Origin of the sequence: Companilactobacillus kedongensis, from assembly GCF_003946625.1 — a bacterium.
Classification (GTDB): domain Bacteria; phylum Bacillota; class Bacilli; order Lactobacillales; family Lactobacillaceae; genus Companilactobacillus; species Companilactobacillus kedongensis.
Window position 1 is genome coordinate 1 of record NZ_RHOR01000013.1, and the last position, 23,193, is coordinate 23,193.

The window sequence follows — 23,193 nt, forward strand, 5'->3', positions numbered from 1 at the left end:
CTTTAATTTTTTAATGTTTGGCTTCGACACCTTCATTTTAAAACTATTGGGGGCTTTTTCGTATAACTATTAACGCCCACCCGCATAGCGGGTGGTTTTTTGTTTCGCACGCTTACGCGCACTCAACTGGGCCTAAAGGCATAATAAAATTCCAAATAAATCAAACTGAATAAGTTTGATTTATTTTTTAAAAAATACTGGACAAAGTCCAATAATTAATTATAATGGACTTTATCCAGTAAAGGAGATCTATTATGCTTTCACCAAAAGAAATTAACGAAATACGATCTTTCAATAGAAAATATACTGACACTCTAGGATTACTAAACAAACAAGTTTTTAACACTGAATTAAGTTTTCCTGAATCACGTGTCCTACTAGAAATTGGTCAAAATACAATTTTAACTCCAATGGAAGTAGCTAAGAAACTCGATATGGACGCTAGTTACACTAGTCGTATCGTTAACAAACTAGTCAAACTGAAACTTCTGATCAAGAAAACTTCTAAAGAGGATGCCCGATCCAAATCACTTATACTAACAAAATCAGGACAAGAACTATTCGACCAAATCGATTCTGATTCTAATCGGCAGATTAAACAATTGATCGTCCATTTGTCAGCCACTGAACAAAAAAAACTTTACCAATCGCTCACTACCGCCTACGATATCTTATTCAAAAATGAAAGTGAGAACTAATTATGTGGGAAATAAAAGCTTTTAACGAACTATCGACTAAGGAACTATTTGATATCTATAAATTACGTCAGAAAGTCTTTGTTATTGAACAAACTAGACTATATAAAGAAGTCGACGATATCGACCTTGAAGCTTTTCACATCTTTAAATATCTTGACGATGAATTGGTGGCCTACGCTAGAGTATTCAAAGAAAATGACCACATAAGTTTTGGTCGAGTTGTAACAAATAACGACCAACGTGGCACTGGACTAGGGAAGTCATTGGTACATGAAGTATTAGTATTTATCAAACGTAATTTCCCTAAAGCTAGGATCGAAATAGAAGCACAATCCTACGTTCAAAAGTTCTACGAGAAGTTTAACTTCGAACGTGTCGGTGACGAATTCCTATTCAATTCAACTCCACACGTTAAAATGATCTTACAGATGTAGTTTTTTTGCCACCTCCGGCTAAATTTATAGTAAACTCAAATTATTTCTAAAAATAAAGAGGGGCTGTGACACAACTGTTTTCACCTTAAACATGCAGCACAAACGTGCAACAGAACATAGCTTTTTCCGCTTAAAACAAACAAGACTAGCAATCCAAAATCGGATTACTAATCTTGTTTGCCTTAATGCTCGAAAGCTGACCATGTTTTGTCACACTCTCAATTTTTATATTCATTAAATATCTAGCAAAAGAGTTCAAGTAACGGAACCAGTTGTGCGCGTGGAGTTTTACTCCACAGACGATTCCCAGACCAAGGCTGGGGATGGTCCACACAACAGGTGGAATTACTTGGACTCTTTTGTGACAAAAAACTTATTCCACCATGGCCAACCCGTCAGAATCAAGAATCTTAATTTCAGAATTAGTCTTCTTCTCGATCAACCCCTGCTTATCTAGCGAAGTTAACTTACGACTTATCGTCTCCGGAGTAGTTCCTAGATAAGTTGCAATATCCTTCTTTTTAAGTGGCAAGACAAATTGAGCTTGCTTCAACCCAGCACCTGTTTCTAACAAATAGTTAGCCAATCTACCTTCTACACTTGCTGCAGCAGATTCAGTGGTCTGTTGTTCCATTTTTACAAGACGTTTGCCAAAAGCATTCATCATATTTAATGCTAAGTCTGGTGAGGTTTTCATCATATTTTGGAAATCTGATCTATGGATCTGACAAACATTTGTATCCATTAAAGCTTGAGCAAAGCTGGTTCTATCTTTAGAAGTAAATAGTGCTGCTTCGCCATCAAAATCTCCAGTTTGGAGAACTCGTAACATTTGTTCACGGCCATTGGCGGCGATTTGGAAAACTTTGGCCTGACCATGGGCAACAATCGTTAATACATCTGCTGGATCGCCGGCTTGGAAAATATATTCCCCAGTTTTAAAATGGCGATCCGATACCAATGTAGAAATCTTTGCCAAATCATCTGCTGGTAGTGATTGAAAAATCGTTACTAGATCTAAACAGTCATCTGCTTCTTCATGTCCGTGAACTTCTGTCATTTGTCTCTCCTGCTTTCTGTTGGTTTTTATTTGAAACGAGCTACACGAGACAACTTCCTGCGCTTACTACGAATAACGAGTATGGCTTAAAACGCCATACTCGTTATTCTAGGTAATACTCAGAAGCTGGACGTCTCGTTACGCTCTCTCTAATCTTCGTCATCCTCTTCGTCTTCAAATCCTTCTTTAGCACTGTTGCCAAGTAGGGCTTGATAGATACGAATTTGATGATTATTCCAGCCAAGTAATTCTACTAATACTTGAGCCATAAATGGACGATCTTCATTTTCTGCTAATTTGATAGCACGTGTTACAAACATATTATCAGTTGCAAAGTCATTTACAACTATTTGAATCATGGCTTCTGCATCCAAGTACTTGTTTGCGCCGTTTTCTTCGATCATTGTGTAGTCTGAATATTCTTTCATAGTTGATGGTGGTAATTCACCTTCATCTAATAATTGATCAGCTACTTTGTCAAACCAAGCGTTGTTTTCATCGATCGTATCGTTCAATACTGCTTTGTAATTTTCAGCGTTAGGTCCTTTAACGAACCACTTTAATTGATGCAACTTGATATTGATATATGCGTGATTGGAAACGATATGTCCAGTCATAGCTCCGGCTGTTGGTTTGTGGTGATCTGCATCGGCTTGCTTTTGTTCTGCAGCAAATTTTTCGTCAATTGTTAGCTCTGTCATTATGCGACTTCCTTTGTCTTGATCTTTTTAACTTCATATCCTAATTCAGTAATAACTTTACCTAAATCTTCACCTGAAACTTTTGATTCATCAATGTTGGCTTTTACTTTACCGGCATTGAACATAACCTTAACATCTGAAACTCCGTCTTGATTTTGAACTGCTTTTTGAATTTTTGTCATACATGATGGGCATGTTAATTCGCCTAATTGTAATACTACTTTTGCCATAATTGATTTCCTCCTAAATGTGTTTAACTATCTTACAAGTTCTATATTAGTATCTTTTATGCTGTCTTCACTTGATTTAAATCAAGTTTTGGAGATTTATTGAAACTTTTTATTCTTAGTAATCTCATAGCGTTAAAGATAACGATCAAAATACTGAATTCATGGACAAACATTCCGCTGGCCATATGGATAATTCCGACTAATAAACCTAATAGTAATAATGCAACGGTTCCCACGGCGATAATAATATTTTCTTGTGTATTGGCAACGGTCTTCTTAGCTAGTACGTAGGCATGTGCTAAAGCATCAAAGCTTGATTTTACTAAAACAACATCAGCTGTTTCGATGGCGACATCTGTACCTGTACCCATACCAATTCCGATATCAGCTGTAGCGAGTGAAGGTGAATCGTTAATACCATCTCCAACAAATGCTACGTGATGTCCTTCATCAGTAAATTTCTTAACAAAATCAACTTTTTGCTCTGGTAACAATTCAGCGTGAACTTCATCGACTGGTAATCTGTCAGCAACATGTTGAGCGGCAGCTTTATTATCACCAGTAAGCATTACAACACGTTTGATACCAGCTTTCTTTAGAGCTGTTAGTCCTTCAAAAGCATCTGGTCTTAATTGATCATTAACACCGACGACTAATTTCAATTCTTTATCAGCAGCCATAAGTACGATGGAATCACCTTGATTTACACGATCATTCATAGCTTTTCTAGCTTCATTACTGATTTTTACATTATTTGCTTTCATCAAACGTTCATTACCAACCAAGATATTGCCATTGGCGCTTTGTAGTCCTTGACCTTTAACAGTATCAAGTTCTGGAAGATCCTTAGTTGCAGTAACATTTTCTGATTCGATATATTTAACGATCGCACGACCCAATGGATGATCTGATGTACCTTCAACGGCGCTAAGTAGTGCCATATCTGAAGCTTTGTCATTTCCAAAATGGGATAATTCTGTAACACTCATTTGACCAGTTGTTAAAGTACCAGTCTTATCAAGTACTAATGTATCAACTTTAGAGAAGGTATTTACGGCGTTTCCACCTTTCATCAAAATACCATTTTTAGCACCGTTACCAATTCCGGCAACGTTTGAAACTGGAGCACCAATAACTAAAGCACCGGGGCATCCTAGAACTAAAACAGTGATTGCTAATGGGAAGTTTTGTGTGAATATCCATACTAAAATTCCGATAACTAATACTGCTGGTGTGTAATATGTAGCAAATTTATCAATAAATCTAGCGGCTGGAGAAGCACTATCTTGAGCCTCTTCAACAAGTTCAATAATTTTTCCAAAAGTTGTATCTTCACCGACTGAAGTTGTTTCAATCGTGATAGTTCCGTTATCTGTTAGTGATCCAGCAAAAACCTTGTCACCGATAGTCTTCTCAACTGGTGTAGATTCACCAGTGATTGAAGCTTCATTCATATAACCTTTACCTTCGATGATTTTTCCATCAACGGGAATCTGACCACCCGGTTTAACAATAACGTGGTCGCCTTCATCAACGTCATCGACGTCAATTGTTTCAATATTTCCATCTTCATCAACAACTTCTGCAGTTGTTGGAGCCATTTGTGTCAAATTCTTAACTGAGGAACGGGTCTTTTGTAAAGTTCTTTGTTCCAAATAACTTCCGAATAAGAATAAGAATGTAACAACGGCTGATTCTTCATATTCACCGATAACGAAGGCTCCAATAACAGCAATCGTTACAAGTAGTTCAATACTGATAACTTTATTCATTAAAGCTGTCCATGCATGCAAGAATACTGGAATGGCACCGATGATACTTGCAATGATCATGGCCGGCGTTGCGACCATTGGTAATTTCAATAAGTAGTCCGAGATTAGACTGATTACGATTAAGATTGCGATTGCCGCAGTCATTTGATTTTGATGTTTCTGAACCCATATATTAAATTTCATATTTTGTTTCCTCCTTAAGCACAAATACATTGTATTAGGTTTTTGAAGGATTCAACTTGATGGCGGTCAAGTTTTGGAATTTATTTGGGGTTTTTTTGCCGCCTACGGTAGTGAGGGTGATTGTCGGCTCAGTTTTTTTAGCTCATTATTATAGTAGATTTCAGATTCCACTATATATAGAAGGAATACATTTCCACATGGCCAGACAAAATTACTAGGTGCAGCATTAATATTAGGAATTCTAACTTGTATACCTCAGATTTTCATAACTAATATTTATATATTTTCATTTTTAAGATTCTTAACAGGGCTTTCAATTGCGGCGTTACTCCCCGCAGCACAAGCAATTATCACCCTAGAAACTGATCACAAATCTTTAGGAAGAATTTTCAGTTATAATCAAACATTTCAAGCTTTAGGAAATGTTTTAGGGATGACTTTGAGTAGTATTATTTCTGCATACTTAGGATATTCTCAAATTTTCTGGTTAGTTGTAATTTTAGAAATCATCGGTCTTTCTTTAGTACCAGGTACTAGGCAACATACTGTTAATCAAACTTCTAACAAAGTATCATCCTAAATGAATTACAGACTAAACATATTAAAGAATTATTACAAATAATTTGATATGAAAACTGAACTAGCGATATACTGTTATTCATATACTTGCAGGAAGGTGAACTTATATGAAACAAGGAACTACTATTATCACTTTAGATAATGGCTACCACTTATGGACAAATACCCAAGGCCACGGGGATATTAAATTACTCTGCTTACACGGTGGACCTGGTGGAAACCATGAATACTGGGAAAATTTCGGTGAAAAACTAGCTGATCTCGGTGTTCAAGTTACTATGTACGATCAATTGGGTTCATGGTATTCAGACCAACCCGATTACAACGATCCAGAAATCGCTAAAAAATACTTAACTTACGATTATTATTTGGAAGAAGTTGAAGAAGTCAGACAAAAACTTGGTATTGATAACTTCTATCTTATCGGACAATCATGGGGTGGTCTTTTAGTTCAAATGTACGCTGCTAAATACGGTCAACATTTGAAAGGCGCTATCATCTCCAGTATGGTTGATGAAATTGACGATTATGTTAAACATATCAATCAATGCCGTATGGATGCTTTAGGTCCTGAAAAAGTTAAATATATGGAACAAAAGGAAGCCGAAAATGACCTTGATGATGCCACTTATCAAAGTTACGTTGACGTACTAAATGCAGAATACGTTGACCGTAAGCAACCTGCTGCTATTTCTCACTTGATCAGCACAATTTCAACAGGCGTTTATAATGTCTTCCAGGGTGACAACGAGTTTGTTATCACTGGTAAATTAAAGGATTGGCATTTCAGAAAGCATCTAAAGGAAATTACTGTTCCTACACTTTTGACATTTGGTGAACATGAAACAATGCCTGTCGAAACGGCCAAGATCATGCAAAAGGAAATTCCTCATGCAAGACTTGTTACAACACCAAATGGTGGTCACCATCATATGATCGACAATGCTCCAGTTTACTTCGATCACTTGGAACAATTCATCAAAGATGTTGAATCAGATAATTTTAACGACTAGGTTTGCGATTTTATGTCGTCTACAAGAATAAAAATATTCACCTGCTATGCGGAACGACCAAAACCTTGGTCTCTGATCTCGATTTGAAGCCTTACCATAAACCGGTAAGTCTCCAAACTCGCCCGGTGGTGTAATGGCTTACGCCATAACGCCACTACCACAGCTGGTAAATATTATCATTCCTTACGACTAGACCAATTAAGTTACAAAAACAAAATATAAGTCGATCTATGCAGTTATATGCTGTCTGGGTCGGCTTTTTTTCATGCCTCCACAATACTGATTTTGAACATAAGAAAACCCCTTAATTTGAATTTTACGTCCAAATTAAAGGGTTTATCTGATTTTTATACATAGATTTTAAATGAGTCGGAAGGTCTGAGAATATTCGCCAGCTATAAAAGCGGCGTTATGGCTTCAGCCATTACACCGCCGGGCGAGTTTGAAGACTTGTTGAACTTTACAAGGCTTCAAACCGAGGTTCGAGGCTGTGACTCGAACCGGTCCGCATAGCAGGTGAATATTCCCAGACCTGGAGACGGAAAACACTTATCCCATTACAGTTGCTGAAGCCTTAACTCTAGCTTTCTTTTCAGTATGACCTCTCCAATACGATGAAAGAACTGAACCGGAGATATTGTGCCAAACACTGAAGATAGTGGAAGGAATAGCAGCTGCTGGCGAGAAGTACAGCATTGATAAGGTTGCACCTAGACTAGAATCTTGCATCCCAACTTCAAAGGTAATAGCTTTTCTCTGAGGGTCTTTTAGACGGATCAACTTCGAGAATAAGAATCCTAGTCCATAACCTGATAGGTTGTGAAGGATAACAACTGGGATTACTAATGCTGTTGTAGCAGTGAATAATTCAGCATGGTTAGCTGAGATAACGGCACCGATGATCAAAAGGATCGCTGCTTGTGATACTAAAGGTAATGCACGTGTTAAATTATCGATTCTTTTACCAAATAGCGTATGGATAACGACACCTAAGATGATTGGAACTAAAACGATTCTGATCGTGCTCATAAAGAGTGACTGTGTAGGGATCGTTACATATTGTCCGGCATATAGCATCAATAAACCTGGCAAAGCTAGTGGAGCAAGAAGTGTCGACAATGTTTCAATGGAAACATCCAAAGCAACATCCCCTCCGGCTAAATATGCCATAACACTTGATGATGTACCACTAGGACAAGATCCAACTAAGATAACTCCAACTGCAGTAGCCCCTGTTAAATGGAAAATCTTACATAATACAACCGCAACTAATGGCATGATCACGTAATGTGCCACAGTTCCTAAGATAACTGGCAAGGGACGTTTAACGATCCTGACGAAATCCTCGCCACGCAATGTTAGTCCCATACCAAACAAAATGATTCCTAATAGATACGATGTGTTGGGAATTACCCACTTACTTGCTTGTGGTAATAAATAATTAAAAATTGCCCAAATAACAACCAAAACTGTAAACCATCGACCTATCCATTTACCAAGTGCTTCTACTTTTCCCATATAATCACGCTTCTTTTCATTTTAAATAAAATTAATTGTAATAACCTAATGTCATTCGTGCGACTTGGCTCATCTTTTCTGGACTCCAAGCCGGTTCCCAAACAATATTGATTTTTACTTCATCGACTTCTGGTAGTTTTTCTAAAGATGATTGAATCATTTGTTCCAGTACAGCCGAGATCGGACACCCCATTGTTGTCAAAGTCATTGTGACTGTAACGACGTTATCATCCATACTCAACCCATAAATCAAACCTAGATTGACCAGATTGATCCGTAATTCCGGGTCAATGACTTTTGATAACTGTTCTAACATCCTGTCCTGTAAATCAGTCACTGCTGATTCTTTTCTCATCTCATCTACCATTTAAATTCCTACTTTCCGTTTGCTTTACCAAATAACTGATCAGCACCTAACATGACGCCACCGGTATTGGCGGAAGTAACCAAATATTGATATCTTGCTAAATATCCAAATCTAACTTTAGGTTGGAATGGTTTTAACTCTTTTCTGCGCTCTGCAAATTCAGCATCCGAGACATCGACGTCCAAAGTCCTATTAGTGAGGTCGATCGTGATCTCATCCCCATCATGAATCAAAGCAATCTCACCACCGGATGCTGCTTCTGGAGAAACATGTCCAACACAGATCCCGTGTGTAGCGCCTGAAAACCTACCATCAGTGATCAAAGCTACGGTTCTGCCTAATCCACGTCCGATAATATCTGAAGTAGGATTCAACATTTCTGGCATTCCTGGCCCACCTTTGGGACCTTCATATCTAATAACAACGACATGGCCCGCTTTAACAGTTCCGTTATCGATCCCTTCAACTGCATCATCATGTGAATCAAAACAAATAGCTTTTCCTGTGAATTTGTGAATATCAGGATCAACACCGGCAACTTTGATAACCGATCCTTGTTTAGCAACATTTCCATAAAGGATGGACAATCCACCTTGTTCTGAATACGGATTATCCAAGGGACGGATAACTTCTGGATTCTTAGTTACGGCACCCGCTACATTTTCACGGATAGTTTTACCTGTTACCGTCATGCGATCAGGATGAAAGACACCTTTTTTGATCAATTCATTCATCAATACTGGAATTCCACCAGCCTGGTGCACATCTTCCATTGTCCAAGCAGATGATGGAGCAATTTTCGCCAAATGTGGAGTCCGTTTAGCGATTTTATTGATTTCTTCTTCGCTATATTCAACACCGGCTTCATGGGCGATAGCCAATCCATGTAAAACTGTATTAGTTGATCCACCCATCGCCATATCTAGTGCAAATGCATCGTCAAAAGCATCTTTTGTCATAATGTCACGTGGTTTGAGATCATTTTTAACATTTTCCATAACGCGTCGAGCAGCTTTTCTAACTAGTTCTCGGCGTTCTTCAGAAACTGCTAAAGCAGTACCGTTATAAGGCAAAGCTAATCCGAAAGCTTCCATTAGTGAATTCATTGAATTGGCTGTATACATTCCTGAACAAGATCCACAACTAGGACAAGCATTACGCTCCAATTCTAGAAAATCATCTTTCGTCATCTTGCCATCTTTAAAGGCTCCGACAGCTTCAAAGACACTGGATAATGTGGCGGCTTTACCATTAGGGTCAACACCAGCTTTCATCGGACCTCCAGAAACAAAAGCACAAGGGACGTTAGTCCTTACTGATGCCATCAACATTCCAGGTGTGATCTTGTCACAATTCGGCATGTATAAAACACCATCGAACCAATGAGCGTTGATTACAGTTTCAGCAGAATCAGCAATAATTTCACGACTAGGAAGTGAATAGCGCATTCCGATATGGCCCATAGAAATTCCATCATCAACACCGATCGTATTAAATTCAAAAGGAATTCCGCCGGCCTTTCTGATTTCTTCTTTAGCAATATCAGCCAGTTCTCTCAAGTGAACATGTCCTGGTACGATCTCAATATATGAATTACAAATAGCAATAAATGGTTTCTTCATATCTTCTGGATTTTTAACTTGTCCAGTTGCATACAACAAACTGCGTCCTGGAGCTCGATCAACACCAACTTTGATCTCATCACTTCTCTTTTGCATGTCTTTGCCGCTAACATTGAAATTTAATGTATCGCTCATTTCATCATCCTCTTCTACTTTTTTGCTTTAGGATAAACAGCTACCCTAGTGTCATCGATTTTTTGAATGGCAATTGGCCTTTGATAAAAATTCGACAGTGATCTTTCTGATAATAGGTCGTCCCTGCGACCAGAATTTACGATTTCCCCTGCTCGTAATAGTAATAGGTGTTTAAACACTGGTAAGATCTCTTCCGTATAATGTGAAACTAATAATAGTGACGGGCTATCTGGCTTTTCAGCAATTTTTTGGACCCGACTTAGTAATTCTTCTCTGGCAAATAAATCTAATCCATTACATGGCTCATCTAAAATCAGTAATTGTGGTTTAGCCATCAAGGCTCGAGCAATCAAAACCAGTTGTCGTTCACCTTGTGACAGCACTGCATATGGTTTAGATAACAACTTTTCTCCACCGAGATTTATTAATAGATCCCTAGCCTGTTGTAAATCGGACTTTGTATAGGATTTATAAATGCCAATACTGGCGAACTTTCCGGATAAGATAATTTTATCTACAACATCCCCTGGGTGTAATTCATCTTGTAACGCCGTGCTGACCCAGCCAATTTTGGTTTTTAGTTTGGGAATATTCGTTCCATGACCGAATAATCCTCCCAGTACTTCTAATGAACCACTAGTCGGCCAAAGGTCACCGTGAATCATTTTTAAAAGTGTCGTTTTTCCAGCACCGTTTAATCCCAAAATTGCCCAATTTTCTTTAGCCCGAACTCGCCAAGATATATCTTTCAAAATTTGTCGATCACCGCGTGTAACTGATACTTGCTTAAATTCCAAAATATTGGTCATAAAATTCACCTAGGCATCTTGAGGTGTACTGTATTTGTCAGCTTCCTTAACAAATGGCATTCTTTCACGTAGACCTTCGCCGACCTCAGATAGTAGTGAATGTTCTGAACGTTCGCGCATCTTGTAAAGTTCTGGGAATCCGGCACGATAATCTTTCATGAATTCTTTGGCAAACTTACCATTTTGAATATTTTCTAGTGAATCTTTCATAGCTTGTTTGGATTCTGGCCCAACAACTTTTGGTCCAACTACATAAGAACCATATTCGGAAGTGTTGGAACAATCTTTATACATCTTGTTGAAACCACCTTCATAAACCAGATCACAGATAAGTTTCATCTCATGTTCAACTTCAAAGTAAGCTAGTTGTGGTGAATAACCAGCTTCTGTCAAAACTTCAAAACCTGTTTCGATCAAAGCTGTGATTCCACCCATCAAGACGTTTTGTTCACCAAAGAGATCTTCTTCTGTTTCTTCTTTGAAAGTCGTCTTTAATAATCCAGCACGTGCAGCACCATTTCCTTTGGCAAATTCCTTTGATAGATCTTCGGCATGTCCAGAATAATCTTGGAAATAACCATAGAGTGCAGGAACACCGAAGCCTTCTTTATAAGTACGACGGCAAAGATTACCTGGGCCTTTAGGTGCCATCATGACAACATCGACATCTGCTGGTGGAACGATTTCCTTGTAGTGGACATTGAATCCATGTGAGAATCCCAAAACGTCACCTGGTTTTAAATTAGGTTCGACTTCGTTCTTATATACGTCTGACATGACTTCATCAGGTGTTAACATCTGAACCCAATCAGCTTTTTTAACAGCTTCAGCAACTGAGTACACTTCAAATCCATCTCGCTTAGCATTATCAAATGATTTACCTGGTCGGACCCCAACAACAACGTTGAATCCTGAATCACGTAAGTTATTTGCTTGAGCATGTCCTTGTGAACCATAACCGACAAAAGCTAAAGTCTTTCCCTCTAAATAATTTGTTGTTACGTCATCGTCATATAACATTTCTACTTTCATAATGAATCCTCCATTTAATTTAAATATGTTTTATTTTTTGATTTTTAATCTAATCCCAACATGTCATCATTTGAACAACCCGGTGCGATCATCGGATAAACTTGTTCCAAACTTGGGATCGTTACATTTACTAAAGCTGGCTCATCTTTGTCAAAAATTTTCTGTAATTTCGACTCTAAATCATCAGTTTTATTCAGATCATAATAGGAAACTCCATAGGCTCCAGCTAACTTTTCAAAGTTTGGTTGATGTGAGAAAACCGTCTGTGAACGACGTTGATCATAAAATTCATCTTGCCACTGGCGAACCATGCCTAATGTTTTGTTATTTAGTAAAACGATTTTGATATTTAATTTTTCAGCTGCTAAAACTTCTAATTCCTCACTAGTCATCTGTAATCCGCCATCACCGACAAACAAAACTACATCCTTATCGGGATCGGCGTATTTGGCACCAATTGCGGCCGGTAATCCGAATCCCATCGTTCCCAAGCCACCAGAAGTAACTAATTGTCTGGGATAATGGAAAGGATAAAATTGTGCCGTCCACATTTGATGTTGACCGACATCAGTTACAACCGTTGCTTGACCATGTGTGACCTTACCAACTGCTTCGATAACCTCTTGAGGTTTTAATAAGTCTCTATCCTGATCATATTTGAAAGGATGACGAACTTTATTTTTTTGCGTTCTTTCCAACCATTTTCTAGTTGAACGACTCTCAGCTGGTACGGAAGTCATATATTCCAAAGCCAATCTTGCATCAATAGTTGCTGAATACTTTGTATGAACAACTCTTCCAATTTCTTGAGGATCGATATCAACATGTGCAACTTCAGCATATGGGGCAAACTTTTCAACATTTGGAACTAAGCGATCGTCAAATCTTGAACCAATATTTAATAGGAAATCGCATTCCTGAAAAGCCATATTGGCTGCGTATGATCCATGCATACCGCCCATTCCTAAAAAGAGCGGATCATCATTTTTCAAAACTCCTAATCCTAATAAGGTAGAAACTACTGGAACTTGCCATTGATAGGAAAATTCTGCAGCTAACAAACCTGCATTAGCTGCCCCAACACCAGCCCCTAATAGTAATAGAGGCTTTTTAGCTTGTCTCAATTTAACTAAGATAGTGTTAAGTTGGTTCTTTTGTTCGGCTGAAAGTTTTGGCTTTTCAGACTTAGTTACTGGAGTTGGCAATTCTTCAGAATATACCGCTGCCATAACATCTTTAGGAAGATCTACTAAAACAGGGCCTTTTCGACCAGATTGTGCTATTTCAAAAGCCTTATCTAAAGTTTTCGATAATTCAAAGCTATCTCTTACTTGAAAATTTGCTTTAGTAACAGCCTTAGTCATACTGATAACATCTAATTCCTGAAATGCATGTGTGCCAATAGACTCTGTACCAACTTGACCGGTCAAAACGACCATTGGAGCAGAATCCATCATGGCATCCGCAATACCTGTAATGGCATTGGATGCACCGGGACCACTTGTAACGCAAATGACTCCTGTCTTCCCCGTGACTTTTGCGTATCCTTCAGCAGCATGTGCTGCCCCTTGTTCATGACGCGTTAAGATATTTCTAAATGACGAAGTATAAAATGTGTCATAAATGGGTAAAACAGCCCCGCCTGGATAACCGAATAGAACTTCAACATTATGATCGACTAACGATTGAATCAAAGATTCAGCTCCGCTAATTCGATTTTGTTCACCATCTGACTGTTTTGCTAACATAATAGATCCTCCTTCCATAAGTGATTCTCATTTTTTAGGTCAAATTATATAAGAATTAATATATTGACTATATTTTCTAATTTTTCTTTAATTTACCTTGATTATCACCAATTGATACAATTTCAGCCTCAACACATATTTGCAATTCTTAAAATTCATTCTTGTTAAATGGTTCACCGTCATAACGGCTATGTGATTTCTTGATTTGCTGATGCCCATTAATCTAAACGCCTTTAAATCACTTGTCAAGCGGCATTATTATGAATTACGTTATCTAAAATGACCAAAAATCATCGGCCTTATATAGGTAATTTTTTCGGTATTTATCTGTGCTAATTTATTAAAAAAATAATTTTGAAGATTCTATATTGACAATTCTTGACAAAGTGTTAAATTTAAATAAATTAAAGGCAAATTAAAAAAGCCTATGAAGGGAGTGCTGAATATGTCAGACACCAAAACCGAATCAAAAAGTTTAATGTATGATCTATCAGCCGCCCAATACAATAAGGCCATCGAAAACGATGGTCTTATTGTGCTTGCCCAAAATGTTTTGGCTAATGCTGAAATTATTATTGCCATTATCAAGGCCGTCGCTACAACGGCCTTGATTAGTCTGCTATTTGTTTTAGACAATAATGCTCAGTGGAATTTACCCAAACATTTTGGATACCTATCTCTAAATTACAGGGATAATTAGGATCTAAACGTCAAAAGGGTTATCTGCTTAGCAGATAACCCTTTTTTTATTACCAAAATTCAAAAAATAACGAGGAAAATCATTATGAATAATACAGCCACAAATGAAGTTCTAACCAATGAAGAAGTAAAGAAAGCCTATGACGTACTTAAATCGGTCGTAGTCCATACACCCTTACAATACAGTGACTACTTATCGCAAAAATACAATTGCAATGTTTATCTAAAACGTGAAGATCTCCAAGAGGTCCGATCATTCAAGATTCGCGGTGCCTATTATGCCATCTCTCAAACTTCTGAAACAGATAGAAAACGCGGTGTCGTCTGTGCCAGTGCTGGTAATCACGCTCAAGGTGTCGCTTGGACCAGTTCCAAAATGAATATTCCAGCAACCATCTTCATGCCAACCACTACCCCACAGCAAAAAGTCGATCAAGTTAAACTATTTGGCGGCAAGAATGCCACTATAAAAATGGTCGGAGATACATTTGACGAAGCTAACGATGCTGCCAACAAATTCTGTACTGACAATAATCAGACTTTCATTGCTCCATTTGATGATCTACACACCATGGCCGGACAAGGTTCTTTGGCTGTTGAAGTCTTCAATGATGCCAGAGCTAACAATGTAAAAGTTGATTATCTATTTGCCGCAATCGGTGGCGGTGGTTTGATCAGCGGTATTAGTACTCACACCAAAGCAGTCAGCCCACAAACTACTGTTGTCGGCGTTGAACCTACTGGAGCAAGTTCAATGGCTAAAGCCTTTTCCGTCGGACATCCAGTAAATCTTGATACGGTCGATACCTTCGTTGATGGTGCGGCCGTTAGAAAAGTCGGTCAGCTGACTTATAATACTTGTCAAAAATACGTCGATAGATTGGTTCAAGTACCTGAAGGATTAGATAGTAAAACGATCTTGGACGTCTATAGTAAACTGGCTTTAGTTGCCGAACCTGCTGGAGCTTTAAGTATTGCTGCTTTGGAAGTTTATGCAAATCAATTGGCCGGAAAAACAGTCGTCTGCGTCGTATCTGGTGGTAATAACGATATCAATCGTATGCACGATATGGAAGAAAGATCTTTAGTATATCAAGGATTACAACATTACTTCTTAGTCAGCTTTCCTCAAAGAGCCGGTGCTCTACGTGAATTCGTCAACAGTGTCCTTAATCCTGACGACGATATCACCAAGTTTGAATACACCAAGAAAGTCAACAGTGGTACTGGTCCCGTTCTGATCGGCGTACGTTTGGGACAAGCAAAAAATCTCGATCAACTATTAAATCGACTAACTGAGTTTGATCCTAAATACCTCAATCTTGAGGACAACCAAGCCCTTTATAGAATGTTAGTTTAGACACCAAAAAAGCACATCCAAAGATGTGCTTATATAATAGTAGAAACTAGTTTATTTTTTTAGATCAAACTCTTCAAAACATAGTCCGCAAGTTGATGTATACGTGCATAATCATCATCATCTGGATCTTCATTGATCTTAACTGAGTCAGCCACTTGGTCACCATTACTAGAATTCATTTCCATAGTAAAGTAATCAACGGCACGACCGTAATGAATATGTGATTTAGAACTAGACCCTAATACTGCAAACTTGGTTTTAGCTAAATCGACATCTTGCAGATCTTCAAAGAAGTCTTGAGCCTCATCAGGTATATCGCCATCGTTATAAGTATATGTAACAGTTATAACGGCGTCATATTCAGGTAATTTAAAAGCGTCGGCATCAACTAATTGTTCCAAATCTACTTCTGCACCTTTTTCTTCTAAATAACTCTTTAAATTCTCGGCAATTTTTTCATTGCGTCCAGACATACTTGTATATCCTAAAAATATTTTACTCATTCAAACACCTACCATCTAACACTGATACGTTCTTTTTGATGTTTGGCAGCAATTATTTCATCTACAATGGCTACCGCGTAATCAGCGTAACTTATTTTACTTACTCCATTTTTATCAAAAGTCATTTCTTCTCCGGCTAATACATATTCACCAGTCTTTTCGGCATCAAAGTCGAAATCATCTGCTGGACTAAGATAAGTCCAATTGATATTACTTTGACGTAAAACATCCAAAGCTTTACCCATTTCTAAACTCAAAGGTTTCACAAAGTCTGGAAAATCAGCTTGTTCAAAACGTCTTTGAGTATGCTCTTTGTTAACATAAAGCGATCCTGCTCCACCGACTACCATTAATCTAGTGTCAGTTTCTTCCAATATATCGATCAGATGTTGGGTAGAGGGTACGAATTCTTTTACACTGTCACCAAAGAATCCCAATGCATCCACTAGAACATCAAAATCTTTTACATCATTATGAGTTAAATTATAGACATCCCTGACTAAGAATTTCTCAGTTGGGGATTTTTTTTCATCTCTAACGATCGAAGTAACATCTAGCCCTCGCTTAAATGCTTCCTCAACGATCATTGATCCTTGCTTACCATTCGCTCCAATCACAGCTACTTTCATAAAAGTACCTCCCACTACTTTTCACTTTACACAAAAACTACAATAATTCCTAAATATTCGGCTTACAAATATGATTTTTTTAATTTGACGGTATCGGTTACACATGTAGTATCATTAAGATGATAAACCTTTAGGAGGAAGATAATGGCAAAATACCAAATCTATTTAATTCGTCACGGACGTACTTGGTTTAACCGTTACAATAAGATGCAAGGCTGGTCTGATACACCATTGGCTCCAGATGGAGTAGAAATAGCCAAGAAGGCTGCTTTAGCACTTAAAGATGTTGACTTCAGTGCTGCATTTTCATCAGATGCCAGACGTGCGATCGATACATGTAAATTGATCGTTGACGCTAATATGAACAAAGATAAGTTGAACCCAACTAAATTAATGGAGTTCAGAGAACAATTTTACGGCTACTTTGAGGGAATGAACTCACCAGAGGCTTGGTTTATGGTTGGTGAACCGCATGGTGCCAAAGGATTTAGTGAGATTATTGATAAATATGACCTTAATGCAACCAAAGACTTCATGAAGGAAGCTGACCCATTCCACGACGCTGAAAATGCTGAAGAATACTGGACTCGAATTGGTCGCGGTTTTGATGCAATCGATAAAGTTGCTAAAGATGGTGATAAGATCTTACTTGTTTCACACGGAACAACCATCAGATCTATCACTGACAGATACAGCGATGGTCAATTTGACGTAACGGATAGTCCTAGAAACTCAAGTCTTACAATGCTTGAACGTGATAACGGTAAGAATCTTGTTACTAGTTATAACCAAATGATAATTTAGCCTTTTGGGTGTGCCGCAACAGGTATCGAGTAATTCCACCTGTTCTGCGACCGGCGTGAGCCAAGGTCTCTCGCCTCGATTTTGAGCTTTGCTTACGTAAATCTCAGAATCGTCGGTAGAGTAAAACTCCACTTGCACAACTGGCTCCATTACTCGAAACATGTTGCTAAGTTAGTATAATCAATGTTCCTCTGTGGATTTAGGATAATACCTGAATCTATAGAGGATTTTTTATTCAAAAATCAAAAATAGCCATATTCTCCAAAAAGGAAAATACGACCACTTTATAATATTAAACTGTTATATAGCTGGAGATTTTTAGTGATGAAGTCAGTTGTGACAATGGCGTTAGGACGGTGGTTTTCCGTCCTTACACCATTGACGTATTTCGAGATTTGCGTAAGCAAAGCTCAAAATCGAGACCCCAGACCAAGGCTGGGGTCGGTCCCACAACAGACGTAATCACTAAAAGTCGGAAGCGGCATCTAAAACACTAATTACTGATAACTAGTCACTAACAGTGTCATGTATTCCAAACAACAATACCAAAATACCAACTGCTAAAACAGCGACGAACATCATAAATACCATTGGAATACTTAATCCCATACCCAACAATGCACCAATCAAGAATGGGCCAAGTGTTGCACCGATACGTCCAATTGATTGGGTAAATCCAACTCCAACTCCACGGAATTGAGCTTCATAATGACTTGGTGTAAAGGCAATCAATGTTCCCCAAGCACCTAGGTTAAAGAATGATAATAACGCTCCACCAATAAGTACAACCGGTAAATCGTTAGCTGTTCCAAAAATAAATGCACTGATCAATGTCCCCAAAAGATAGATAACCAAAATATTCTTACGACTAATTCTTCCCATTAACCAAGCTGCTAAATAATATCCAGGTAGTTGGGCCAAACTCATTAAAAGAGTATAACCAAAACTATTGATCATAGGGATATTCTTTGCAATCAAAACACTAGGCAACCATAGAAACATTCCGTAATAAGAGAACATAACTACAAACCAAAGGACTGTTAGAACACTTGTAGCTTGTAAATACTTACCAGACCAAATTTCTTTGATTGAATGGAAAATATTTGAGCGTTCATGCTTAGTATTTTCGTATTCATCTGGTAAGTGTCTTCTCATAACGAAGGCATACAATGAAACGAAAAATGTACAGATAACCGTTACACGCCAACCAAAAATTGGCATAACTAAGAATGATAGTAATGAAGCTAAGATCCAACCAATAGCCCAAAAACTATCAGCTAAAACTAACATTCTCGATTGTTGCTTACCACTAAATGAATCAGCCAGCATAGTAGCTGCAACAGGTAGTTCTCCACCTAATCCGACCCCGGTAAAGAATCTTACCAACATAAACATATTCACATCTTGAGTAAATGCTAATAAAAGATTTCCAACTGAAAATAGGATCAATGTTCCGATCATAACGTGTTTACGACCGAATCTGTCAGCTAAATATCCGCAACCTAATGATCCAAAAATCATACCCAATGAGGTAACGGCACTAACATAACCGATTTGTGTAGGTAGTAGTTTCCACTCTGCTCCAATGATCGGCATAATAAAGGATAATAGCGCAACATCCATGGCATCAAATAGCCAGGCAGTACCAATAACAAATAATAATTTGTTACTCTTAGTTAAAACATTTTGCATACTTCATCTCCGTGTTTATATTTTTTATAAAAAAAGTAATTTAGGTACTTTTTACTTTTAAAACCTCAAAATAATAACACGGCTTTAAAAGCCGTGTCAAGTTGATCACTTTAGCCGGTACACTTTACCTGGACGACCGGCTCCTTTTATGTTTTCAGTTCCTACCTCTAAGAATAAGCGCTTATGAGTCTTACGGAAATTTGAATTATCAATTTCTGATAGTGGTACTCGTAAAAGTATCGAATAGATGATCCGAGCCTTTTTTAAGGTAAAAGTTGGACCCAGTATACGTAATATTGTTGGCGAATAGTCAAGTCGATTCCGGATTCGATTAAACGCTGTTCGTAAAATTAGCGCATGATCAGATATCAGACCATCCAAACTTTTAAATAAATCACTTTGCAGATAGAATTCATTTCGATCAATATCTTCATCTAAAGTTTCAAAGGATAATTTACCATGTCTGAGCAAGTAGTTTTCGGAACCGGACTCAACACTGAACCACTGAGCATCATCAGCTCCATATCCCGGCACAAGTTTTGGCATATCAGGCAAGTAAATCATATAAGTCAATGCCAATTCCCGTTTTTTTGCCCGGTGAATATCTGTAAATGTCGCCAACTGTTCAGTATTAACTAAAGGAAGATCCACACCGATTTTTTCTCGGACTAATCTTAAAGATGATTCTTCAGCATTTTCAGTCTTCCGCAAATAGGTTGTCGGTAACCCCCACATTTGTTCTTCGGAATTCTTTAGTAACAGAACTAGTAATTCCTTAGTTTTATTATTGAAACTCCAAATAACATTAGTAATACTGATATCCGCCATATTCCATTGCCCCCATTCCCCTATTCTACAATAAAGACCAAGCATTTAACTATGTTTAATTGACTGTCATTATTATAATTGTATTGTAATTATTTTAATAAAAAAAGAAATAATTGATTTCTAACCACTATTATTAGAAATAAGACTCTACATGTTAAAAACATTCAGCCTAGTATTGATGCAAATTAGATTATTTTGATCACAAAAATTAGAAAAAACGTTTTCATTTCAGCTTTTTATTAAAAAAATCTCATTTTTGTCTAACTTGGTATATAAGTTTTCAGTAAAATGTTTTAGAATGTAGTTTAAGTCTTTAACTTGAAAGGGGAAATTTTATAAATGTTGAAACCATCAAACGCAGTTGAAACGGACGGGTTCTATATTAACCCTGACCGTTCAGTCGCTGTAATCAACTATAACGAAGAATATGTTCGTGATATTTTTCAATTGATCAACTCAGACAGTTTTGCCAACTTAGTAAAACTTTATCTCAAAGAGGTTCAAAAAACATCCACTAATGATTTTGAAAAATTGGATGCTGAAACTTACACAAATACTTTGAAAGCTATCTTAGTAGATAATAAAGCTGGATATGAAAACCATGACCGAAGTTTGATCCTAAAAAGTATTGAAGATTTATATTCATTCTATCGTTCATACTTTAGAGTTTCTCTGATCAACAAACACAATAGTGATATCGTAAGCAACAACTTTATGGATATTGATAATCGCTTTAACGAAATTGTTTTGCAATTATACCGTGCTATTGAAGAGAAATTGCAAGGATTCTCTAACCGTGCATATCGTCAAGTTAACGCCGGTACTAACGCTTGTGTCCTTACACAATCTATCTCTTGGCCTACTCCTAAGGGTTACGAAGCACTACAAAACATCAGATTCTTGGATACACTTATGTTGCGTCCACCAATGATGATGCACACTAAGAGTAACAAACGTGAAGGTGTCTTTGATGCTGTTAAAGATAATCCAATCGCTAAATTTGACGGCGACCAAAAGGATTGGTTCTGTTTCCCTGCTAAAATTGGTGAAAGTTTAGCTTATGTTTACTTCCATCGTGACTATTTTGTCAGCGGAATTGCTCTAGCCAACTTATTTGAAGTTGCTGACACAGCAAGTATCGAAGGCCAAAAACCAGATGAGATCTTACTATTCGGTTTGGATAAAACCGAAGGTGACGTTTGCCACTACTATCATGATGAAGAAAATGACCTTTGGGTCGGTGAAGTTCCTTACAATGATAAGACTACTTACTTTGGTTACATGAAGAAGATGTGTTTAACACTTCATAACTTACACATGATTTATGAAAACCGTCTTCCAATTCATGGTTCAATGGTTAGGATCAGTTTCTCAAATGGTAAAACTAAGTCAGTTGTCTTCTTTGGTGACTCAGGTGCCGGAAAGTCAGAATCTATCGAAGCTTTACAAGAAATCGCTGATGATAAGATCTTAAATATCGAAACAATTTTTGATGATATGGGTAGTTTTGCCTTTGATGATGAAGGCAATGTCTACGCTCAAGGTACTGAAACCGGTGCGTTCGTTCGTTTGGATGACTTGAGTAGTTCTGTCGCCTTCAATAACATGGACCGTGGTATCTACCTGAATCCAGAATTAAAGAATGCCCGTGTTATTTTGCCAGCTAATACTTACAAGCGTGTTGTTGAACATCACCATATCGACATGTGGGTTTACGCCAATAACTACGATGCCGAAATCGGCTTACACCAGTTCCCTGACGAAGATAAGGCTAAAGCAACCTTCATCGCCGGTAAGAGAAAGGCTCTTGGTACAACTGATGAAGTTGGTATGAGTACAACCTTCTTTGCAAATCCATTTGGACCTGTTCAAGAAGAAGAAAAAACTCGTCCCGTTATCGACAAGGTCTTCAACAAACTATATAAAGACAAAGTTTATGTTGGTGAAATCTATACTCACCTTGGCTATGATAAGTCCAAGGACAGTTTACAAGAATCAGCCAAAGAATTATTAAATCAATTAATGAATAATTAGACAGCAAAAAAGCAGATCGCATGATCTGCTTTTTTTATTATCCTAAATCTTATTTTACTTGAGTAGCTTTTCAACTGCTGGTTTCAAATCGGCTTCGCTCATATCATCATACTTCTTAGCTTCTACCGTTGTTTTATCAGTGTTATGATTTGATGCTTCCATAAAGTGATCCCAAATAGCATCTCTAACTGGAAGTGTAGAGTCACTCCAATCAAAAACTTCATTCATTTTCATATCTAATAAACTTGTTTTATCTACTGATACAGCCATTATTAAAGCTTCCTTTCTTCATTTACAACTACCATTGTAGGTCATAAAAGTCGAGATGTTTAGCATTTACACCTATTAATTTTTAAAGCGTAGAATCGATGTATCTTTTTTTCTGAAATATCAGTTCTACCAGAAACTGTATTGCCATTATTATTTTCAAAAGCGTTTTCAAAGTCAGTATAAAAAAACAGATAGTCGCTAAGCCGGCTATCTGTATATAATTTCATTCTTAATTTTATCTAAAGCATCCCATATAGTAACCTTGATTGAATGGGAACATGTGTAACGCTGGTATAACGGTAAAAATAACTAAAACAGCCACAACAATACCAATAATAACGGGAGCTCTATTTTTATTAAATTTAAAAGACTTATTATCCTTAGAAAAAGCGTACCAAACTAACGCTAAAAGTAGAACTATTATAATAGACGAACTAAACATCATGGCTCTATCCCCTTTTTCCAAAAAGAAT

The 23,193-nt window shown here is 37.5% G+C and carries 24 protein-coding genes; 8 read left to right on the forward strand and 16 right to left on the reverse strand.

Annotated features, from left to right (window positions below; all coding sequences use genetic code 11):
• Positions 1–254: 254 nt before the first annotated feature.
• Positions 255–698 carry a MarR family winged helix-turn-helix transcriptional regulator gene (locus tag EKM60_RS08020; protein WP_125714257.1) on the forward strand — a complete coding sequence of 148 codons (444 nt, stop codon included), beginning with the start codon at positions 255–257 and terminating at the stop codon, positions 696–698.
• 2 nt (positions 699–700) lie between these two features.
• Complete coding sequence (locus EKM60_RS08025; protein WP_125714259.1) at positions 701–1,132, forward strand: GNAT family N-acetyltransferase; 432 nt, start codon at positions 701–703, stop codon at positions 1,130–1,132.
• 373 nt (positions 1,133–1,505) lie between these two features.
• Here EKM60_RS08025 and EKM60_RS08030 read toward each other — a convergent pair whose 3' ends face one another.
• The 4 genes from EKM60_RS08030 to EKM60_RS08045 form a co-directional block, all read right to left on the reverse strand.
• The gene (locus tag EKM60_RS08030; protein WP_125714261.1) at positions 1,506–2,192 is read right to left on the reverse strand and encodes a Crp/Fnr family transcriptional regulator; all 687 of its coding nucleotides are present in this window, start codon (positions 2,190–2,192) and stop codon (positions 1,506–1,508) included.
• A gap of 149 nt (positions 2,193–2,341) precedes the next feature.
• The gene (locus EKM60_RS08035; protein WP_125714263.1) at positions 2,342–2,893 is read right to left on the reverse strand and encodes a ferritin-like domain-containing protein; all 552 of its coding nucleotides are present in this window, start codon (positions 2,891–2,893) and stop codon (positions 2,342–2,344) included.
• The gene (locus tag EKM60_RS08040; protein WP_125676447.1) at positions 2,893–3,123 is read right to left on the reverse strand and encodes a heavy-metal-associated domain-containing protein; all 231 of its coding nucleotides are present in this window, start codon (positions 3,121–3,123) and stop codon (positions 2,893–2,895) included. Before EKM60_RS08040 ends, EKM60_RS08035 begins: the two co-directional genes overlap by 1 nt.
• A gap of 56 nt (positions 3,124–3,179) precedes the next feature.
• Positions 3,180–5,078: a heavy metal translocating P-type ATPase gene (locus EKM60_RS08045; protein WP_125714265.1), complete on the reverse strand. Its 1,899-nt coding sequence runs from the start codon at positions 5,076–5,078 to the stop codon at positions 3,180–3,182.
• Positions 5,079–5,250: 172 nt separating this feature from the next.
• On the opposite strand from EKM60_RS08045, the gene EKM60_RS08050 reads away from it, so the two are divergent.
• Positions 5,251–5,658, forward strand: a complete 408-nt coding sequence (locus EKM60_RS08050; protein WP_225427031.1) for an MFS transporter — start codon at positions 5,251–5,253, stop codon at positions 5,656–5,658.
• A 106-nt stretch (positions 5,659–5,764) separates the two neighbouring features.
• Positions 5,765–6,670: a proline-specific peptidase family protein gene (locus EKM60_RS08055; protein ID WP_125714269.1), complete on the forward strand. Its 906-nt coding sequence runs from the start codon at positions 5,765–5,767 to the stop codon at positions 6,668–6,670.
• 549 nt (positions 6,671–7,219) lie between these two features.
• Here EKM60_RS08055 and EKM60_RS08060 read toward each other — a convergent pair.
• From EKM60_RS08060 to ilvB, 6 genes are read right to left on the reverse strand one after another with little or no spacing between them, the layout of a single operon-like run.
• The gene (locus EKM60_RS08060; protein ID WP_125714271.1) at positions 7,220–8,188 is read right to left on the reverse strand and encodes a bile acid:sodium symporter family protein; all 969 of its coding nucleotides are present in this window, start codon (positions 8,186–8,188) and stop codon (positions 7,220–7,222) included.
• 31 nt (positions 8,189–8,219) lie between these two features.
• Complete coding sequence (locus EKM60_RS08065) at positions 8,220–8,555, reverse strand: metal-sulfur cluster assembly factor (protein WP_125714273.1); 336 nt, start codon at positions 8,553–8,555, stop codon at positions 8,220–8,222.
• Positions 8,556–8,563: 8 nt separating this feature from the next.
• On the reverse strand, positions 8,564–10,312 hold the full coding sequence (gene ilvD / locus EKM60_RS08070) for a dihydroxy-acid dehydratase (RefSeq protein WP_125714275.1): 1,749 nt from the start codon (positions 10,310–10,312) through the stop codon (positions 8,564–8,566).
• Positions 10,313–10,326: 14 nt separating this feature from the next.
• Positions 10,327–11,121: an ABC transporter ATP-binding protein gene (locus EKM60_RS08075; protein WP_125714277.1), complete on the reverse strand. Its 795-nt coding sequence runs from the start codon at positions 11,119–11,121 to the stop codon at positions 10,327–10,329.
• Between the two features lie 9 nt (positions 11,122–11,130).
• Entirely contained in the window at positions 11,131–12,153 is a 1,023-nt protein-coding gene (gene ilvC / locus EKM60_RS08080) for a ketol-acid reductoisomerase (RefSeq protein WP_125714279.1), read from the reverse strand.
• A 44-nt stretch (positions 12,154–12,197) separates the two neighbouring features.
• Positions 12,198–13,901: a biosynthetic-type acetolactate synthase large subunit gene (gene ilvB / locus EKM60_RS08085; RefSeq protein WP_125714281.1), complete on the reverse strand. Its 1,704-nt coding sequence runs from the start codon at positions 13,899–13,901 to the stop codon at positions 12,198–12,200.
• Between the two features lie 445 nt (positions 13,902–14,346).
• Here ilvB and EKM60_RS08090 point away from each other — a divergent pair, with 445 nt between their 5' ends.
• Positions 14,347–14,601 (forward strand): hypothetical protein, encoded by a 255-nt coding sequence (locus EKM60_RS08090; RefSeq protein WP_125714283.1) that lies wholly within the window; start codon positions 14,347–14,349, stop codon positions 14,599–14,601.
• A gap of 84 nt (positions 14,602–14,685) precedes the next feature.
• Positions 14,686–15,960 (forward strand): threonine ammonia-lyase IlvA, encoded by a 1,275-nt coding sequence (gene ilvA / locus EKM60_RS08095; protein ID WP_125714285.1) that lies wholly within the window; start codon positions 14,686–14,688, stop codon positions 15,958–15,960.
• 59 nt (positions 15,961–16,019) lie between these two features.
• On the opposite strand, the gene EKM60_RS08100 is transcribed toward ilvA, so the two are convergent.
• The gene (locus tag EKM60_RS08100) at positions 16,020–16,463 is read right to left on the reverse strand and encodes a flavodoxin domain-containing protein (protein WP_125714287.1); all 444 of its coding nucleotides are present in this window, start codon (positions 16,461–16,463) and stop codon (positions 16,020–16,022) included.
• 8 nt (positions 16,464–16,471) lie between these two features.
• Positions 16,472–17,092, reverse strand: a complete 621-nt coding sequence (locus EKM60_RS08105) for an NAD(P)-dependent oxidoreductase (protein WP_125714289.1) — start codon at positions 17,090–17,092, stop codon at positions 16,472–16,474.
• A 144-nt stretch (positions 17,093–17,236) separates the two neighbouring features.
• Here EKM60_RS08105 and EKM60_RS08110 point away from each other — a divergent pair, with 144 nt between their 5' ends.
• The gene (locus EKM60_RS08110; RefSeq protein ID WP_125714291.1) at positions 17,237–17,896 is read left to right on the forward strand and encodes a histidine phosphatase family protein; all 660 of its coding nucleotides are present in this window, start codon (positions 17,237–17,239) and stop codon (positions 17,894–17,896) included.
• A 507-nt stretch (positions 17,897–18,403) separates the two neighbouring features.
• Here EKM60_RS08110 and EKM60_RS08115 read toward each other — a convergent pair.
• Positions 18,404–19,588: an MFS transporter gene (locus EKM60_RS08115; RefSeq protein WP_125714293.1), complete on the reverse strand. Its 1,185-nt coding sequence runs from the start codon at positions 19,586–19,588 to the stop codon at positions 18,404–18,406.
• Between the two features lie 105 nt (positions 19,589–19,693).
• Positions 19,694–20,416 carry an NrtR DNA-binding winged helix domain-containing protein gene (locus tag EKM60_RS08120; RefSeq protein WP_125714295.1) on the reverse strand — a complete coding sequence of 241 codons (723 nt, stop codon included), beginning with the start codon at positions 20,414–20,416 and terminating at the stop codon, positions 19,694–19,696.
• Positions 20,417–20,755: 339 nt separating this feature from the next.
• On the opposite strand from EKM60_RS08120, the gene EKM60_RS08125 reads away from it, so the two are divergent.
• Positions 20,756–22,450 (forward strand): phosphoenolpyruvate carboxykinase (ATP), encoded by a 1,695-nt coding sequence (locus EKM60_RS08125; protein WP_125714297.1) that lies wholly within the window; start codon positions 20,756–20,758, stop codon positions 22,448–22,450.
• A gap of 54 nt (positions 22,451–22,504) precedes the next feature.
• On the opposite strand, the gene EKM60_RS08130 is transcribed toward EKM60_RS08125, so the two are convergent.
• Positions 22,505–22,720: a P8 family protein gene (locus EKM60_RS08130; RefSeq protein WP_125676417.1), complete on the reverse strand. Its 216-nt coding sequence runs from the start codon at positions 22,718–22,720 to the stop codon at positions 22,505–22,507.
• 235 nt (positions 22,721–22,955) lie between these two features.
• Complete coding sequence (locus EKM60_RS08135) at positions 22,956–23,165, reverse strand: hypothetical protein (RefSeq protein WP_125714299.1); 210 nt, start codon at positions 23,163–23,165, stop codon at positions 22,956–22,958.
• Between the last annotated feature and the right edge of the window lie 28 nt (positions 23,166–23,193).